Raw genomic sequence first — 17,534 nt, forward strand, 5'->3', positions numbered from 1 at the left:
GAACCATCGTGTAGCACCGACATTAGAATCGTAGAATGATGCAGGGGACTGTTCACCGTCCCCTGCTTTCTTGAATACCTTAGGTAAAAACAATAAAGGAATGAGGATCATGCCACCTGCTTTACCTGTCAAAATTAAAACGCTCAAAGTCAGCAACGGACCGAACCAGACCATCTTTCACCCCAGAGTCGTCCGGATGGCCAACCCAACGCTGGAGCAACGGATCAACCGAGCGATTGTTCAGCAAACGCAACAGTTGATTGATCAACAAGTTGGGAATATGCCCTCCACTGTAGCCGAAATGCTTGGTACTTTTGAACTCAAAAATAACCAACGTGACGTTCTGAGCTTATCACTTAGCAACTATACGTATCACCAGCAAGCTGCGCATGGAATGACGTACATCAAATCTTTAACCTTCGACCTTTATACGGGAACAAAATCTACCTTAAAAGACCTTTTTAAACCGGGCAGTGATTATGTCGCCAGACTCTCTGCAATGATTCAAAAACAGATTAATGAACGCGAAGTCCCCCTCTTAAACCCATTCACTTCTATTCAACCGGACCAAGACTTTTACATTGCTGACAAAACACTAGTGATCTATTTTCAACTCTATGATTTGACCCCTTATGTATACGGCTTTCCGATGTTCCCGATCTCGGTCTATGACATCCAAGATATCATCAAGGAAGATGGGCCGCTTGGGAGGTTGGCTCAGAATAACTAACAGGCAGGGATATTCCCTGCTTTTTTCCGTGCCCCTAATTATCAAACCCACTTTAAAAGTCTTGATTATCTTCTCCGTGACCGATGAACCCCAAATATATGTTAGAAAACCTCACGCACTTATGGCATTAAATTCACTCTCTTTGTAACCTATAAATAGAAAATAACACAAGGGAGCGAGAAAAGATGCCAAAGAAAACTCTTAAAACATTAGGATTAGTCAGTGTAAGTGCAGCAACTCTACTATCTGCTACTCTAGTATTGAGTGATGAGACGGGGGAAGCAAAGAAGCAGAAGGAACCCACTTTTAACATCCTGCAAACCACTTCAGTGGATAAAGTTAGAGGAAAATATTATTTACCGACATCGCTGGATACAGCACAATGGGGCTACTTGCCAAATCGCGATAGCAAAGCAGTAATGACTGTACCCTCAGGTAGCACCGTCACAGTTGATACCGTCTCCCACGAAGGGATTTTAGAAGACCAGGGACGAGATCCAGTTGAATACTTTGCCCAGCACGGCATAAGCAAAGAACAGGTATTAAAAGATGCGATTGAAATTGCCGGTTCTGAATTAGATCATGATTTTGATGCGGACGGCCCTCATGTCGTAACCGGACCCATTGCTGTTGAAGGGGCTGAACCAGGAGATGTATTAAAGGTAGAAGTTTTATCCTTGGCGCCACGCGTTCCATACGGCGTCATTTCCAACCGCCATTACAAAGGAGCTCTTCCAGGTGAATTCCCAGAAAACAAAGGCCGACAAGAAGGAGCCAGCGCCGAGAACCCAGAGCTTTATAACAACGTCTCAAAGTTTACTCCATTAGAAGAAATCAACGGAAAATACTATGGAGTTCTGCCGATTGAAAGTGGCGGTGAAGTGCGGTTCCCAGTGAAGCCGTTTATGGGACTAATGGGTGTCGCTGGAGACACCAGCGACAAACTTAGTTCGGTTCCACCAACGGAAACAGGTGGAAATATTGATATCAATGAGTTAGGTGTCGGTTCTACCCTTTATTTGCCTGTTGAAGTGGCAGGTGCCCTCTTTTATACGGGTGATCCTCACTTTGCCCAAGGCGATGGTGAAGTTGCGTTGACTGCATGGGAAGCATCTTTACGGGGAACATTCCGCTTAACTGTTTTGAAACAAGATGACCCAACGCTTCCACGTGAGGGCGAATTGGTTCAACCTTTTGCTGAAACAGAAGATTATTGGATTCCAATTGGCTTGGACGAAGACTTAGATGAAGCAATGAAGGAAAGCGTCCGTGAAGCGGTAGCATTTTTAAATGAAAAATTGGGAATGGACCGTGCCACTGCCCTAGCTTATATGAGTGCAGCAACAGATTTTGAAGTTTCCCAGGTGGTGGACAAAACCAAAGGCATTCATGCGCTCATTGAAAAACGCCATTTCATTGATAACCTGGACATGAACGTGTTTGTTGACCAAAAGAAAGTCAAAGCGAAACGATTCAATGATGAATTCTATGTATCGATTGATTCTTTAGTTAAAACCTTAGGCGGGAAAACGAAAGCAAACCATAAAAAAGGTGTAGTTAACGTGACAGCAACCGTTAATGACCAAACAACAACCTTTGTAGAAAACAGCATTATTTATACCGTCGACGGGAAAGATCTTCAATTGGATAAAACACCTGTTGTACTTGATAAGGAGCTCTATGTACCCATCAGTGTGGTCGATGATCTCCTTAACATAAACGTTAACTGGAGCACTTCCAACAAGAGCTTAATCGCAAACATGACGTATAATACAAAAAAATAAGACGCGGGACAGAGGGACAGGTCCCTCGTCCCGGCTGACTTCTGTACTGAGACACGGTGCCTGTCCCTCTGTCCCACCTGACAGTTCGGTGGTTGCCAGGGGGTCTTTTCTCTTAATATTTCTTTTGTAAATAAGAAAGCGAAACTTGTAGATTTGCATTGCGTTCACGGATTAAATCGAGTAAATCTTTATCTTTCGTTTCATTTTTACTACGAATATCAAATGTGTACCGAATCATTGTTCCAAGGTTTGTTGTTTCCACTTGACGAAGAACATAATGCTTCGTATGTTCTGCGAGAAGATCATCAAACAAATTTTCATGATTCAAATTTTCTGGAACAGTTACTTTTAAAACTTGAGTACCTTTGCCTTTTCCATAATCGTACTTATATAGAAGGTAAAAAATTAAACTGGCACAAACGGTTAACATGATCGCCAAATCAATTCGATACAATCCGCAAGTCATTCCAACACATAAACCAAAGAAGATATAAGCAATGTCTTTCGCATCGGTCACCGCACTGCGGAAGCGAATCAGTGAAAAGACCGCAAATAAACCAAACGCGACCCCCGCATTGCCACTAACAACATTCATCACGACGGATACAACCACACTCATCATCACAATTGTATGAACAAAGGACTGTGAATAATGTTCTCCTGTAAACGTGATTTGATAGACATTTGTGATGATTAAACTTAATCCCGCGGCTGCAATCATCGCCAAGAAACTCATTAGCATCGTATGTTCCCCTGCGGAAACAAAAGTGAATAATTCGGTCATTTTTATCTTCCTCCCATTGTTACAACTTCTCTTATTTCTTCATTTATGACAGGGAGTATTTCCCCTTTTAATAATTCCAAGCTTGTGCAAAACTTGGAGGCACTGCGCTGCTCACATTCTAGTAATTGTAATATTCGCGTCAACCATAACGGAACACTGTGGGTGACTTTCACTTCAAGGACGACAAGATTGGGGTCAATAAAGTTCTGACCGTATGGCCCATGTTCAATTCTAAGGTCTTCGTTCCGACAACGAAGATTCAAGTCAAAAGTCACGCGTAAATCCGGATCGGTGATGCAGTGGAACGCGTGGCGATCATAGCTAACGACCATTTCTGGTCGTAAATCATAAAATCTCTTAAAATAGTCAATCTCCTTCATAATTTGCGGATTCGAAACATCATAATAAATCGGCGATGAAGTTTCATAACTCGTGTTTAGATAATGATAAGCATGCATGAGTGGAATCGCTGTTCGTCTTTTATTGACGACATTATTATGCTTTTGCTTAACCTCAAAAAAAGCAGTACCGCTGAGGTCGGTATCATCATAGATTCGTAGTCTCAGTTTTTGGCGAAACTTCAATTTATTTTTCACTTCATAATAAATCTTGTGCTCCGGATTCTCGAAATACAGACTTGTCACCGTATATCTCCCCTGATCGCCAAACTTATCAAAGCGCATATAAGGTGCCATCATTTCAACCAGCAACTCATATTGCTGCCGGGTAATCAAATACTTTTGCTCTCTACGACTAAAAACTTCTAAAGCCATCCTGTTGTCCCTCCAACTTCCTTTTTCTCATTTAACTGATACCCTTATTTTGCCTGTTGACAATGAGGATACAGCGTGAAGGAAATGAGAAAACAATGAGAACTTGGTTAGAGATAGAAAAGCGCAAGCGGCTTGTTCAGGGGCGACAGGCATAAGACTGCCTCTATTTGTTCACTCACTCCCTAACTTTTGGTTATATTTGTGGTGAACTTTAGCACAATTCTTGGTAAAATAGAGATAAACACTTAACATAGTCTTTATAGAATCACTATGTGGAAATTCTTTAAAATCATAAAACCATTTACTGTTTTTTTGCTTTAAACCTTAAAACTCTTGCTGTGAAACAAATTTAACTTTCTCAACCAGCAAGAGTTTAGAGAAGAAATTTTTAAATCCAGTAATGAATAAACTTTTTACCTAGAATAGGGTGGGACAAATGTTAAAGGAAAAACGCATAAAGCAAATTGAGGATTATGTTGTCCAACACAAATCTGTCTCTTTGGATGAACTGGTTGAGGTCTTCAATGTTTCCAAAAATACAATCCGACGAGATGTCCAGGAGTTAGTGGAGAGCGGCAACTTAAAGAAAGTATATGGTGGCGTTGCGGTCAAAGAACCTAGCAAACTTGAATCCTTTCAAGAGCGTAAAGTCCGGAACCAACCAGGGAAAACAGCCATTGGCAGACAAGCCGTTGAATATGTGGAAGAGGGCGATGTGATTTTTATCGACTCCGGGACGACAACGATTGAAATGTTTAACTTTATTAAAGATAAACAGAATATCACGATTGTAACCAATAATATTGAGTTTATTGTTCACTCGCTCCCGTATGAAAACTTAAACATTATTACCATTGGTGGAATTCTTGAGCGCAAGACCAACTCACTAGGAAGGCCACAAAACCTCGATGTGATCAAAACGTATAACATCAATAAAGCGTTTATGGCAACCACAGGTATCTCGCTGTCAAACGGAGTGACGAACGCTTCTCCGCTTGAAACAGATATAAAGCAAGCGATTGTACAGCGCAGTCAACAGGTATATCTTCTTGCCGATCACCAAAAGTTTGGCCGATATGGACTGATGACATACTGCAACCTAGAAGAGATCGACTATCTCATTACGGACAAAACTCCAGAAGAAGAGTTCCAAATCTTTGCAAAAAATAACAACGTTGAACTTGTGATTGTCGATTAAAATTAAAAGGCCAATTCCTATTTTTTGTTAGGAATTAGCCTTTACTAATGTGTTTGATCGCCCTACCAACGACAAAAAAGCGATGATCCTACTGGATTTTAGTAGGATCATCGCTTTTATTTTAATTATTCAAACGAAGGTGCTGCGTAGTTTGCTGTTACGACTTTCTTGCGAGTGTAGAACTCGACGCCGTCTTTTCCGTTCGCAGGAAGTGTTCCGAAGAATGAAGACTTCCAACCAGAGAATGGGAAGAACGCCATTGGAGCTGGTACCCCTAAGTTGATTCCAAGCATTCCTGCATCAATTTCTTCACGGAAGTAACGAATTGCCGATGCATTAGACGTATAAATACATGCACCATTGGCAAATTCTGATTCGTTTGCCGTTTGAACCGCTTCTTTCAAGTTCTTCACACGTACGATGGAAAGAACTGGAGCGAAGATTTCATCTTTCCAGATGGTCATGTCTGTTGAAACGTTATCGAAGATGGTTGGTCCCACGAAGTAACCATCTTCAGGAGCGTTTTCACGTCCGTCACAAACGAGTGTTGCTCCTTCTTCAATTCCTTTTTGGATATAACCAAGTGTACGCTTTTGGTTTTCTTCACGAATAACTGGTCCTAGGAAGACACCTTCATCCAAGCCGTTCCCAATTTGGACTTCTTTCGCTTTTTCAACAAGCTTTGCAAGGAATTCGTCGGCAACGCCTTCTTCAACCGTTACTACTGAGCATGCCATGCAACGCTCACCTGCAGAACCAAATGCAGAGGCAATCACGTTTGTTGTTGCCAGCTCAAGGTCCGCATCGTTCAAGACGATAGAGTGGTTTTTCGCACCTGTTAACGCTTGAACACGCTTTAAGTTCTCGCTTCCACGCTTATACACATATTCACCAACAGGCTTCGATCCCACGAAGGAAATTGCTTTTACAGCTGGGTGGTCTAAAAGTCCGTTCACCACATCATGCGCACCGTGAACAAGGTTCAATACGCCATTTGGAAGACCAGCTTCAGCTAGTAGCTCTGCTAATTTTTCGGCTGTAAGTGGTGTTCTTTCAGATGGCTTTAGGACGAATGTGTTACCAACAGAAATCGCAATTGGGAACATCCAGCAAGGAACCATCATTGGGAAGTTGAAGGGAGTGATTCCACCAACAACTCCGATTGGATAACGATAGTTTGTTGCTTCTACATCAGATGCGATTGTTGAAAGCGAATCCCCCATCATAAGCGTTGGGGCACCAGCTGCGAACTCCACATTTTCAATTCCGCGACCAACTTCGCCAAGAGCTTCTGTTGTGTTTTTACCGTTTTCAATTGTAATCAAACGAGCCAATTCTTCTTTGTTTTGTTGAAGCAATTGTTGGAAGTTAAATAGAATCCGAGCTCGCTTTGGCACAGGAACGCGCTTCCAAGTTTCAAATGCCTTTGCCGCTACTTCGACTGCATAGTCTACTTCTTCTTTCGTTGAGATCGGTACACGTGCAACCACTTCTTTTGTTGCTGGGTTGATAATATCTTCATATTTTGTTGTTTTACTTTCTACCCACTCACCGTTAATAAAGTTTTTAAGAATTCTAGCTTCTGCCATGTTTACTCCTCCTCACAAATATGAAAGGTCTATTTTTATAATATTTTGGGTAACTTTTGGTTAACTATATTTAAAGAATAATAGGTTTGCTCGCCACGGTCAAGTGATAATTCAAAAAAATATGAATTTTACCATATCACTTGTGAAGTTTTGGGTATGTCTTCATCATACTTCGACATTCCTTACTCTAAACATAAGGTATTCTTTATATGAAGGAAGTGAAATTACCCTATTCCCTTACAATGGGTAAAAGTTCGAGAATGTTATATAAATATTCTGAATATATAGTAAAATAAGGATGAGTTGTACCATGTTCTCTTTCTACCTCTTTTAAGTTGTTTAAGAGAACAACTATTCCAAAGATAAGGAGGTGCTTTATGTTTAATTTGCCTTTGGGAACCTTTATCGCTTTTTTTCCATGGCCGATTCTTTTTATTGGTTCAGCGATTGTCCTCTATTTTATTTTTAAAAGGCAAGATGAACGCGAAGAAGAAAATAATTCGAAGGAGGAAACCAGTTGAAGACAGATGTCATTGTATTTGTTGTCTATTTAGTGGTGCTGATGATCATCGGAATCTGGTTTACACGCAAAGCTTCGAAATCGTCCGAGCATTATTTATTAGGAAACCGTAGCATCGGTCCGGCCGTTACGGCGATGACGATGCAAAGTAGTTCGATGAGCGGCTACATGTTCATGGGTGGACCTGCATTAGCCTTTCAGCATGGTTGGTACGCGCTTTGGTATGCGATTGGCGATGCTGGGGGCGCGATTGTGAACCTGTCTGTACTCGGAAAACGAATGAGAAGGCTGTCCGAAAAGCTTGGCGCGCTTTCACCGATTGAGTATTTGGAAAAGCGCTATGAAAGCCCGATGGTCCGTGTGGTAGGTTCGATCATCTCGATTATTTTCATCTTGGCGTATGTGTTTGCACAGTTTATTGCGGCTGGTAAAGCGCTAACCCAATTAACAGGGTTTCCATACGAATTAGCTGTGGTCATTGGCGTTAGTGTGATTACGATTTATACCGTAGCCGGCGGATATTTAGCGGTCGTTTATACTGATTTTATTCAGGGCATTATCATGGTTCTTGGCGTTACCGGGATTGCCGTTTTGGCTCTAAATCATATCGGGTTGTCGGAATTGAATGCATCCCTTGCCGCTCTTGATCCTACATACCTTAGTATTTGGGGCAAGGATTTGGCTTATTATGGACAATGGGGCGTAATTATTGGAGCAATTCTCATTTATTTAATTGGGTATATGGGGCTGCCGCATGTAGTCGTCCGGCATATGTCCATGAAAAGTACTAAAACAGTTAAAGGTGCCATTGTTTGGGCAGCAACGTGGAATCAATTATTTATTTTTATCCCCTATATTCTTGGGTTAATCGGGATTGTGTTGCTCCCAAACTTAGCGGATCCAGAAATGGTCATTCCGCAATTAACGTACCAATTCTTCCCAGGCTTTTTGTCGGCTTTGCTTCTTTCAGCGATCATGGCTGCGATCATGTCTACTTCAGACTCTTTATTGATGCAAGCAGGAACAATTTTATCACGCGATGTGTATCAACGATTTATCAACCCAAATGCTAGTGAAAAGAAAGCGATTCTTATCTCTAGATTATGTATTTTAGCTGGAGGATTAATCGGGATCGTGATTGCGATTTATGAACCGCCGACTGTCGCTGCGCTGGTTATCTTTTCATTTGGAGTACTTGGGAACAGTTTCTTAGTTCCATATGTGGCTTCCGTTTATTCGAAAAAAGCAAATCATATTGGCACTCTTTGCGCGATGATTGGTGGAGCTGCGACGAATATTCTTTGGACGTTGTTAAATTTAGAGAGCCTAACGGCGGTTCATCCATTTTTAGCTGGATTAATTGTTTCCTTTATTGGCATGGTGATTGGCAGCCGTTTTGGCAAAGGTCCTTCTGATAAAATCAAGCAACTGATTGAAGAAGCAAAAGGAAAAAAAGCTCTTCCGGCAAAAATCGAGAAAAACATTGCTCACGAACTTTCACCAGAAGCCAACAATATTTCTGAAATTCTAGCAGATCCATCATGGTCACGATAAGGAGTTTGATTGTATGCAGAAGTTTACGATTTTACCAGATTCTATTTCGAAAGAGGCTGCCGTTGCCACCATTCATAAATTAGACTCAAGTCAGCCTTATATCGCCGAGCGTAAAATCTATTATCCTTATCAATTTGTTTCTTATCAAATGAAAGTAAAAGCCTTGTTGGTCAAGGAAGGCGCTCTTGGCTGTACAATCGATATGATTAGCGGGCGTGAATCGGTGATCGATAGCAAACCTTCTTTCGAGCGCTCAGTATTAGACGAAGCGGAGCGGTTGCCCGCGGTCCTGTCAAAAGAAAAAGCCGAGAAAAAAGCGGTGCAGTTCTTTCAGCGCCATGCCTCGAAAAAATATAAGTTTTTAACCGTCCCACGATTTTCTTTAAAAGAAAGTCAGCTGTTTTTCCGCCCGTTTTGGGTCGTGAGTTCGGAACAGAACCGGTTTATCGTTGATGCTGTTTCGGGGAAGTTTCATCCGTTGTAGAGGTTTATTCGCCCTACGGAGAATAAAGTTGGGGGCTTATTCTCCCTACAGCGAATAAATGGCTCTTGACGGCGAATATATTGCTTGTGACGGCGAATAAAAGTTCGTTTAGGGCGAATATATTTGATTGAGGGATCGGGGTATTCGTCCTACAGCGAATAAAAACTGGTTTAGGGTGGATATATCTGGCTGAGAGGCCCATTTATTCTCTCTACAGCGAATTAAAAATGGGGTCGAACCTTTTGGGTCGTTCTTTAGGACCAGCATTTACCTCTTTAAAGAAGGTATGCTGGTTTTTTCTCAAACAAACGCAAAGAAATACCTTCTCGCCATAGCTAAAAATGACATTAAACTTCTGTTCATCCACCTCTGACCTTGTTGTCTGCTAAAAATAGAAAAAGCACTCCCCAGAGTGCTTTATTCTTTTGAAAGTGTTTTGACACTTTCGCGTTTAATTAGTTCATGAGGGACAAAGACGCGTTGTTTGGTTGATTTCTGTTCCATCATTTCTTGTAGTAAGGTAGCGGCTTGTTTGCCAATTTCAAAGAAATCTTGCCTTACAGTGGTAAGGAGCGGCTGCGTATATTCTGCAATGATTAACCCATCAAATCCAGTAATCGAAATATCCTCAGGAATCCGCAAACCGGACTCTTTTACTGCCTTCATTACACCAAACGCCATCAGATCACTGAAGCAGAGAAAGGCTGTTGGCTGCTTTGTTTTAAGGTATTCTTTGGCCATAAGATAGGCTTGTTCCTCAGAGAAGTTTGCATGCAACACATCTTCTTCTTTTAACTCCAGCCCATTTTCTTTAAATGCGGCCATGACCCCTGAAAGCCGTTCCGTATTGACAACTGTCTCTACTTTTCCTGCCATGATAACGATCTTTCGATGATTGCTCTCGATTAGATAATTCGCGACTTCTCGACTTGCTTCATAGTTGTTCGTTGAAACATTGCCAATAAGTCCTTCTTTATCGCTTTCAGTTGTTAAATCGATGAGCACACATGGAATATTGGTATCGACTAATTCTTTAAAGTAAGGGTCATCTACACTAATCCCTTGTAAAATCGCTCCACCTATATTTCGTTCCCGACAAAATTGGGCATAACTCTTTTCCTTCTGCTTAACAGAGTCAGTAAAGAAATAAGCCAATTCGTATTTCTCCTCTACCGCGCTATACGCACCTTTGTACATATTGAAAAGGTTAAAATTATCTTTTCCATCCATATTTAATAAACCGGATGTGATCATTCCAATTGTTAGTTGTCTTTTCGATGATAGGTTTTTTGCCACAACGTTGGGCGTATAGTTCATTTCCTTCGCGATATCTAGTATCCTTTGCCTAGTTTTCTCACTAACATCTGGATAATTATTGAATGCCTTCGAGACAATTCCAATCGACACACCCGCTTTTTTTGCGACATCCTTTATAGTGGCCATTCTTTCATCTACTCCCTGACTAACGGTAATTTTGTTTATCCAATTTTCACACTAGCGGCTTCTTTTAACTGACTCCAAACTAGTTCTTTTGTATTTGTTAAAACTAAATCTGCACCAGCTTTTTTCATGACTTCAGTTGTTCCAACTCCAACTGCGAACATATCGGCTTTCTTTATTGCCTCAATACCCGCTTCAGAATCTTCAATGCCGATGCATTCCTGCGGTGAAACGCCTAATTGTTCCGCCGCTTTTAAGAAAATATCCGGTGCTGGTTTTCCATTTGCGACAGAATCTGGGTTAACAATCGTATCAAAGTAATCTGTAATCTGTAAATATTCTAGGATTGCAGGTCCATTTTTACTTGCGGACGCTAATCCAATTTTTAGTTTGCTTTCCTTTAAAGAATCTAGTAGTTCTTTGATACCTGGATATATATTTTCAGGGTTTAAATGAACTAATAGAGTTTTATACTCTTCGTTTTTCTTCGTCGCCAATCCCACTTTCTCTTGCTCTGTGTATTGGTCTTCCACGCCACCATGGCTTAAAATCTTGTTTAAGCTATCCATGCGGCTAATCCCTTTTAATTCTTCATTAAATTCACGATCAAAGTCAATCGAAATGGAGTTGGCAAGGTTTTTCCAAGCCTGATAATGCAACTCAGCTGTATCCGTAATCACACCATCTAAATCAAAAATAACTGCTTTAACCATACAAAACCCCTCTATCTGTTTTTATTTTACCCCAGCGGTTTGGTCGTTTTCCGTAATAAAATATTTGTTCAACACAATATAAAGAATGAAAATTGGAATGATGGATAGTAAGGAACCCGCCATGATCACATCCCATTGTGTTGAGTTTTTAAATGTCTTCGACAAAGCGTTTAATCCTTGTGTAAGCATGTACTTATCAGGGCTAGAAATAAATAACAACGGTTTCATAAATTCATTCCACACACCCATAAACACAAACACACCTTGTGTGGCAACCGCTGCTTTTGCATTTGGAAGTACGATGCGGATAAAGGTTCCAAAACGACTTAGCCCGTCCATCGCCGCAGCTTCTTCCACATCACGTGGGAAGTTTATAAAAAACTGTCTCATCATAAAGATGTAACCAATATTAATCATCGTCGTAAAAATGATTGACCATTGAGAGTCGACCAAGCCCAAATCAGAAATGACAATATAAAGAGGAATCATCGTTACCTGGGAAGGAATCATAATTAAGACTAGTAGAAAACTAAATAATACTTGGCGTCCTTTAAAATCAATTCTGGCAAGTGCATAACCGGCCATTGTATTAAAAAAGATATTAAAAACAGTCGTTAATAGTGCAACAAATAATGAGTTCATCACCCATTGTGGGAATTGTGATTCCAAAATCGTTTGATACCCATCTAAACTCCATGTTTCAGGGAAAAACGTCCCCCCACCTGCGATCTCAGCTGTTGTTTTAAAAGAGGTTAAAATACTCCAAACAAACGGGGCTAGAGTGACAAGCGAGTATAAGATTAATAACGTATAGATAATGGTTTTAAGGGTCCGATTATTCTTTTTCATGTTCATCACCCATTCACTTCATCGGCTTTTAGTAGTTTATTCACAATGAACGTTACGGTAAAGATAATGATTCCAAGTAAAAATGCTAATGCTGTAGCTCGTCCCATATCATTGCTTGAGAAGGCTAATTGATAGATATATAGGGAGAATGTGAGCGTTGAGTTTTGTGGTCCACCTGTACCATTTGAGATTATGAAAGCTTGGTCAAAGATTTGGAAACAGCCAACTAATCCCATTGTCACAACATAAAACGTAATGGGCATAAGCTGCGGAACCGTAACATGGAAAAACTGTTTAACTTTAGTTGCTCCATCAATCGATGCAGCTTCATAAAGACTACCAGGAATATCTTGCAGTCCAGAAAGAAAGACAACCATAAAATGAGGTACCGTTGAAAAAATATTCATCACCATAATGACGGTAAGAGCGAGGTCTGGATTCGTTAAGAACTGGACTTTTGCCCCAAAGACAGATTCAATCAAGTTTGTGACTAACCCATTGTTGTTAAACAACCACATAAAGATTAATGTCATGGCGGAAGAAGATGTAAGTGTAGGAATAAACATAACGGTTAGAAATGCACGGTCAAACTTAACTTTGCTATTTAATAAAGCCGCCAAGATCATTGCAATAATCGTTTGAATCGGTACTACAACGGCTACGTATTTGAACGTATTTTGAAACGATGCCCAAAATTTAGGATCGCTAAAGATTTTTTCAAAGTTACCGAATCCTACAAATGTTCTTGTCCCTGATAAAAGATCGACTTTAAAGAACATCATGAAAAACGCATAGGCAATCGGAACTAAGGTAAAGACAAGGATCACCACTAATGCCGGCATTAAGAAGGAATAACCTTGTATATTATTGTATCGTTTCTTCCCCATTATCTTTTCACCTCTTATTTAGAGAACCACAAGCGATTTACCAACAACCTGATTAGAGTAGTTTGTTTTTCATCCGCTCGTTGTAATTGGTTAAGGCTGTTTTCGTAAAGATTGTTGTTAAAATCCTAAAGCTGATTTTAACGAAATAGTAGCTATTTTGTATGTTTAAAATTAGTTTGCAAGCTCTTTTCTCATAAAATGTAGCTATTTTTATGAATAACCTTGCATATTCAGAGTATTTTTTGTTGAAAAACAACAAAGTTTGAGAAAAGAGCCTTGGTTAAAGAAGGGCTATTTATCCGAAAATAGCCCCCTATTTACTGAATCCATTATTGCTGACGTTCGATCTCGTCATTTGCCTCTTTTTCTGCATCTTTCATTGCCTGCTCTACGGATTTGTCTCCGTTAATAGCTGCTAAGAATTGGTTATCAAAAGCAGTGGCAATGACAGGAAGATACACACCAGAAGACCATACTGTACCGTATTCAGCACCAAGAACATGAGCTTGTAGTTTTTCATTGCTTTCAAGGCCCATCTTTTCCGCTACCGATTGGCGAGTCGGGAATGTTCCAGAGATTTCGCTCCACTGTTGTTGACCTTCTCCAGTCATGTAGGAAACGAAATCTACTGCTGCTTTTTTGTTGTCAGTATCTTTTGCAATTGCATAACCAACATTAAATGTCATCGTTTGTTTCTCCCCATTAACGGTTGGCGCTTCCAAAACTTCAAAGTTTACATCAGGGTAATTCTGGTTCAAAGCACTTAGTACCCAGTTTCCTTCAATCATGATTACGGCTTTGTTTAACCCAAACGCTGCCCCTGCAGAGTCCATACCAAGATCAATAGTTGGATTTTGAAGGTAACCGGCTTTATTTCCATCAACTAGGCTTTGCAGATAGTCAAGTGCCTCTGGGCTTGAAGTAAAGTCAGCACGGTTTTCTTCATTCACTGGATTTAATCCACTTGCAATTAAACTACTCATATTTCTTGCCATTGTTGCGTCAAAAATCACTGCAGCTTGGTCACCCGATAATTTGCCTTGAAGTTCTTCAGCAAAAGCAACCAAACCGTCCCAATCTGTAGGAACATCTTCAACAGAATAACCAGCTTCTGTTAATAGATCTGTATTAATGTACATCCCAAGTGTTGAATAATCTTTTGGAAGGGCATAAAGTTTGCCTTCTTCATCTTTGAAAGAGTCTAATAGTGGCTGATAAAAATCCTCTGGATTTTCTACATCTTCAGAGATGTCCGCTAACACTCCACTGGCGATAAATTTAGGAGCCGCAAATGATTCAAGGTAAAATACATCTGGAGCATTTTTCGCTGCAAAGCGTGCAGTTAAAGCATCTTGGAAATTATCTTGAATCACTTCAATTTCTACATCTATACCAGATGCTTCTTCAAAGCTTGTAACTGTTTGCTCTAAACCTTCTGTTTCAGCAGGTGAAGAACCCCATACTGCTAGAGTAATAGAGTCATCTCCCGCTGCACCACCGTTTTCACTATTTGTTTCATCCGAAGATCCACAAGCTGTTAACCCTGCCACTAAAAATGCACCTGCAATAAACTTAGCTACTTTTTTCATGAGTTTTCCCCCTTAAGGAATTATGAATTAATTTTAATTTCTAATTGGTCTTTGCACTCATAAGTGTTTCCGAATGTTTCAAAAGCGAATATTTCATAGTTTTCAGCTTTAACTGTTAAAGAGCTTTGTGTAATGGTCAAGGTCACAGGTTGTCCTTTCCAGTAGATTGTGAACTTCATATCATCCCAATGCTTCGGTAACTTTGGATTAATCCGTAGTTTTCCATCTAGTACACGCACACCTGCAAATCCTAAGACAGCTGACATCCAGATTCCACCGATGGAGGCAGCATGGACACCATGATCGGATGAGAATTTCGCTGGACCCAAGTCGATTTCAGTTGCTCTTTTAAACAAAGAATACGCAAGATCTTCTTCACCAAGGTCATTAGCCAGTATCGCATGTGTTGAAAGACTTAACGAAGAATCGTGTAAGGTTCTTGGCTCATAATAATTGAAGTTCGCTTTCTTCACTTCTTTTGAGAATGATTGCTCTAATAGTAATTGCAAGATGACCACGTCTGCTTGCTTCGTAATTTGCATCTGATTTACTTGCTCAAGGTTATATTCATTGAACAAACTACCAACCTTTTCTTGATTTTTGTATTTGGTTAAATCGATTTCTTTTAACTGTAAATACGTATCATCTTGCGGAATGACCAGATCCTCTTCCCGTGGCTGAGGCAAATATAATTTATCTGATTTAGACTGCCAATTTTTATAAGCTGCGTCTAAATTTAAGTCATTATTAAGTGCTTTATAGCGTTCTGGGTTTTCTTGCTTAAGCGCATCTGCATAACGGATTGCAAGCTGCATATTGTGGTGAGCCATATAATTCGTGAAGGCGTTGTTATCAACATGTTCTTTGTATTCATCTGGCCCGACAACTTGATTAATTTGGTACTCTTGTTTATCTTCATTCCATTCAAGACGGCTTGCCCAGAATGTAGCGGTATCGAAAATCATCTCATACCCATATTCATCCATAAACTCTTGGTCACCTGTAATCGTATAATATTGATGAACGGCATTCGCAATATCTGCCGTAATATGCTGTTCGATAAAACCGGACCAAATTTTTGTTTGCTCACCAGTCACAATATCAACCGCGCCCCAAACCGGTGTCACTTCACCATCTGTTGGCCAAGCTGCTTCCCAAGGGTACATCGCGCCTTCATAACCATTTTCGGCTGCCTTTTTACGTGCACCTACCAGGCCAAGGTAACGATATTTTAAGAGAGATTTTGCAACTTCTGGGTTCGAATACATAAAAAATGGTAGAATAAAAATTTCGGTATCCCAGAATGAATGACCTTTATAGCCTTCCCCACTTAATGCTTTTGCACCAATTCCCATTCTTTCGTCATGAGCAGGTGTCATAATGGTTAAATGATACATCGCAAAGCGAAGCGCAAGCACATCAAATGAGTCTTTACTATTTACTTCGAGATTATAGGCATTCCATACTTTTCGATTCCAAGCATCTTGATGCTCTTCCAACAAGAATTGATAGCCTTTTTCAAAGCTTGTCCGTAAATCCTCTAATGAAGTTTCACGCAACTGCCCAAGGTCGTAATCTGGTGTATCAAATTCTTTGTCACGGCTAGTATAAACAGTTGTAACCTTTTCCATTTCTAGTTTGTCACCTGGTTCAAGATTCGCTTGGAAGTTCAACCAAACTTTACGGCGATCCATATTCATCACTGGTTCAGATACTTCAACACCATTCACCATTACTTTGTGTGCCGTATTTAATACCATATCAATTTTAGACTGTGTAGTAGTTTGAACGAGTTGAACAAATCGCTTATCAAAAATTCTACGTTCGCCTTCATGGAAATGCTGGGCACCCGTATTGCTCATTTGAGCATTAATTCCAGAGTCAAAAGAAATCGTAACGGGGTGTGTGACACTTTCCACGTCCATCTTCATTCCAATCAAGTGAAGGTTTTCGAGAGAGACAAAACGTCTAAAGTGGAATCGTACCGTTTTTCCTTTTGGAGAGGTCCAAGTAAATGTTCTAGTTAATTCTGCTGTCTTTAGGTTCAGTTGACGAACATAATCCTCTGTTTCTCCAAACTCTAAGCTGAAACGCTCTCCATCAATCCGAATATCAAGACGAGTTACATCTGCTAAGTTAGGTAGCTCCGTTACTTCATTTTCATCGAACTTGTTAAAGGTACCGCTTACAAATAAGTCTCTAGTTTCTTTTAGATAAGCTTCTTCTGTGGCAGACCGAAGGCCCAAATACCCATTTCCAAGATACATAATGGATTCGCATTTCCCCAATGTATCTGGAGAGAATTCCACCTCCGATACGATCCAGTTTGTAAAGTTGCCTTTCCCCATCGTGTAGTTCATCATCATAAACTAGCTCCTTTCCGAAAACGTTTTCGAGTTAGGTTAAAAAAATAATACTCTTTTTCTCGAAAACGTTTTAGTGTTTCGGTAAAAAAAATTCTCTTCGTCACCGAAAACGTTCTAGTGTAGTGGCAAAAAAAGAGAGTTCTTTCCTAGTCTTTCTGAGCGAAAACGTTTTAGTTTTCTTCCAAAAAAATATTTTAGTGTAAACCTCTAAGACAATAACTTGTATATACACAATATAATGTAACCGTTTTAAAGAGTCAACAAAAATATTATT

General features: G+C 40.2%; 15 protein-coding genes. 6 read left to right on the forward strand and 9 right to left on the reverse strand.

Annotation, left to right across the window (positions count from 1 at the left end):
- Positions 1-109: 109 nt before the first annotated feature.
- Together M3182_RS06245 and M3182_RS06250 are read left to right on the forward strand one after the other, a co-directional pair.
- Positions 110-730, forward strand: coding sequence for a DUF3298 and DUF4163 domain-containing protein (locus M3182_RS06245; RefSeq protein ID WP_251557423.1), 621 nt, complete (start codon positions 110-112; stop codon positions 728-730).
- A 185-nt stretch (positions 731-915) separates the two neighbouring features.
- The gene (locus M3182_RS06250) at positions 916-2,514 is read left to right on the forward strand and encodes an acetamidase/formamidase family protein (RefSeq protein WP_251557424.1); all 1,599 of its coding nucleotides are present in this window, start codon (positions 916-918) and stop codon (positions 2,512-2,514) included.
- A 112-nt stretch (positions 2,515-2,626) separates the two neighbouring features.
- On the opposite strand, the gene M3182_RS06255 is transcribed toward M3182_RS06250, so the two are convergent.
- Positions 2,627-3,298, reverse strand: a complete 672-nt coding sequence (locus tag M3182_RS06255) for a DUF4956 domain-containing protein (protein ID WP_251557425.1) — start codon at positions 3,296-3,298, stop codon at positions 2,627-2,629.
- 2 nt (positions 3,299-3,300) lie between these two features.
- Positions 3,301-4,071 carry a polyphosphate polymerase domain-containing protein gene (locus tag M3182_RS06260; RefSeq protein ID WP_251426434.1) on the reverse strand — a complete coding sequence of 257 codons (771 nt, stop codon included), beginning with the start codon at positions 4,069-4,071 and terminating at the stop codon, positions 3,301-3,303.
- 436 nt (positions 4,072-4,507) lie between these two features.
- Between M3182_RS06260 and M3182_RS06265 the strand changes: the two genes are divergently transcribed.
- Positions 4,508-5,269 carry a DeoR/GlpR family DNA-binding transcription regulator gene (locus M3182_RS06265; protein WP_251426435.1) on the forward strand — a complete coding sequence of 254 codons (762 nt, stop codon included), beginning with the start codon at positions 4,508-4,510 and terminating at the stop codon, positions 5,267-5,269.
- A gap of 125 nt (positions 5,270-5,394) precedes the next feature.
- Here M3182_RS06265 and M3182_RS06270 read toward each other — a convergent pair whose 3' ends face one another.
- Positions 5,395-6,858: a CoA-acylating methylmalonate-semialdehyde dehydrogenase gene (locus tag M3182_RS06270; RefSeq protein WP_251426436.1), complete on the reverse strand. Its 1,464-nt coding sequence runs from the start codon at positions 6,856-6,858 to the stop codon at positions 5,395-5,397.
- Between the two features lie 377 nt (positions 6,859-7,235).
- Here M3182_RS06270 and M3182_RS06275 point away from each other — a divergent pair, with 377 nt between their 5' ends.
- The 3 genes from M3182_RS06275 to M3182_RS06285 are packed head-to-tail and all read left to right on the forward strand — an operon-like array spanning position 7,236 to position 9,416.
- Complete coding sequence (locus M3182_RS06275; RefSeq protein WP_251426437.1) at positions 7,236-7,379, forward strand: hypothetical protein; 144 nt, start codon at positions 7,236-7,238, stop codon at positions 7,377-7,379.
- Positions 7,376-8,932 (forward strand): sodium/proline symporter, encoded by a 1,557-nt coding sequence (locus M3182_RS06280; RefSeq protein ID WP_251426438.1) that lies wholly within the window; start codon positions 7,376-7,378, stop codon positions 8,930-8,932. Before M3182_RS06275 ends, M3182_RS06280 begins: the two co-directional genes overlap by 4 nt.
- 13 nt (positions 8,933-8,945) lie before the next feature.
- Entirely contained in the window at positions 8,946-9,416 is a 471-nt protein-coding gene (locus M3182_RS06285; RefSeq protein WP_251557426.1) for a hypothetical protein, read from the forward strand.
- 417 nt (positions 9,417-9,833) lie between these two features.
- On the opposite strand, the gene M3182_RS06290 is transcribed toward M3182_RS06285, so the two are convergent.
- The 6 genes from M3182_RS06290 to M3182_RS06315 all read right to left on the reverse strand — a co-directional run bounded on the left by M3182_RS06290 (position 9,834) and on the right by M3182_RS06315 (position 17,257).
- Positions 9,834-10,859 carry a LacI family DNA-binding transcriptional regulator gene (locus M3182_RS06290; protein WP_251426440.1) on the reverse strand — a complete coding sequence of 342 codons (1,026 nt, stop codon included), beginning with the start codon at positions 10,857-10,859 and terminating at the stop codon, positions 9,834-9,836.
- A 35-nt stretch (positions 10,860-10,894) separates the two neighbouring features.
- Complete coding sequence (gene pgmB, locus M3182_RS06295) at positions 10,895-11,569, reverse strand: beta-phosphoglucomutase (RefSeq protein WP_251557427.1); 675 nt, start codon at positions 11,567-11,569, stop codon at positions 10,895-10,897.
- 21 nt (positions 11,570-11,590) lie between these two features.
- Positions 11,591-12,418: a carbohydrate ABC transporter permease gene (locus M3182_RS06300; protein ID WP_251426442.1), complete on the reverse strand. Its 828-nt coding sequence runs from the start codon at positions 12,416-12,418 to the stop codon at positions 11,591-11,593.
- 5 nt (positions 12,419-12,423) lie between these two features.
- A complete protein-coding gene (locus M3182_RS06305; protein WP_251426443.1) occupies positions 12,424-13,305 on the reverse strand; it encodes a carbohydrate ABC transporter permease in 882 nt (293 codons plus the stop codon).
- Between the two features lie 329 nt (positions 13,306-13,634).
- Positions 13,635-14,894 carry a sugar ABC transporter substrate-binding protein gene (locus tag M3182_RS06310; RefSeq protein ID WP_251426444.1) on the reverse strand — a complete coding sequence of 420 codons (1,260 nt, stop codon included), beginning with the start codon at positions 14,892-14,894 and terminating at the stop codon, positions 13,635-13,637.
- A 20-nt stretch (positions 14,895-14,914) separates the two neighbouring features.
- On the reverse strand, positions 14,915-17,257 hold the full coding sequence (locus tag M3182_RS06315; protein ID WP_251557456.1) for a glycoside hydrolase family 65 protein: 2,343 nt from the start codon (positions 17,255-17,257) through the stop codon (positions 14,915-14,917).
- Positions 17,258-17,534: the final 277 nt, after the last annotated feature.

It is taken from the genome of Mesobacillus maritimus, from assembly GCF_023715205.1.
Lineage (GTDB): Bacteria > Bacillota > Bacilli > Bacillales > Cytobacillaceae > Mesobacillus_B > Mesobacillus_B maritimus_C.

Bases quoted from the DNA above. Each gene is read 5' to 3' on its own strand.
- M3182_RS06300 (WP_251426442.1), bottom strand. From the start codon at position 12,418: ATGAAAAAGAATAATCGGACCCTTAAAACCATTATCTATACGTTATTA.
- pgmB (WP_251557427.1), bottom strand. From the start codon at position 11,569: ATGGTTAAAGCAGTTATTTTTGATTTAGATGGTGTGATTACGGATACA.
- M3182_RS06270 (WP_251426436.1), bottom strand. From the start codon at position 6,858: ATGGCAGAAGCTAGAATTCTTAAAAACTTTATTAACGGTGAGTGGGTA.
- M3182_RS06275 (WP_251426437.1), top strand. From the start codon at position 7,236: ATGTTTAATTTGCCTTTGGGAACCTTTATCGCTTTTTTTCCATGGCCG.
- M3182_RS06250 (WP_251557424.1), top strand. From the start codon at position 916: ATGCCAAAGAAAACTCTTAAAACATTAGGATTAGTCAGTGTAAGTGCA.
- M3182_RS06245 (WP_251557423.1), top strand. From the start codon at position 110: ATGCCACCTGCTTTACCTGTCAAAATTAAAACGCTCAAAGTCAGCAAC.
- M3182_RS06255 (WP_251557425.1), bottom strand. From the start codon at position 3,298: ATGACCGAATTATTCACTTTTGTTTCCGCAGGGGAACATACGATGCTA.
- M3182_RS06265 (WP_251426435.1), top strand. From the start codon at position 4,508: ATGTTAAAGGAAAAACGCATAAAGCAAATTGAGGATTATGTTGTCCAA.
- M3182_RS06290 (WP_251426440.1), bottom strand. From the start codon at position 10,859: ATGGCCACTATAAAGGATGTCGCAAAAAAAGCGGGTGTGTCGATTGGA.
- M3182_RS06260 (WP_251426434.1), bottom strand. From the start codon at position 4,071: ATGGCTTTAGAAGTTTTTAGTCGTAGAGAGCAAAAGTATTTGATTACC.
- M3182_RS06305 (WP_251426443.1), bottom strand. From the start codon at position 13,305: ATGGGGAAGAAACGATACAATAATATACAAGGTTATTCCTTCTTAATG.
- M3182_RS06310 (WP_251426444.1), bottom strand. From the start codon at position 14,894: ATGAAAAAAGTAGCTAAGTTTATTGCAGGTGCATTTTTAGTGGCAGGG.
- M3182_RS06285 (WP_251557426.1), top strand. From the start codon at position 8,946: ATGCAGAAGTTTACGATTTTACCAGATTCTATTTCGAAAGAGGCTGCC.
- M3182_RS06315 (WP_251557456.1), bottom strand. From the start codon at position 17,257: ATGATGAACTACACGATGGGGAAAGGCAACTTTACAAACTGGATCGTA.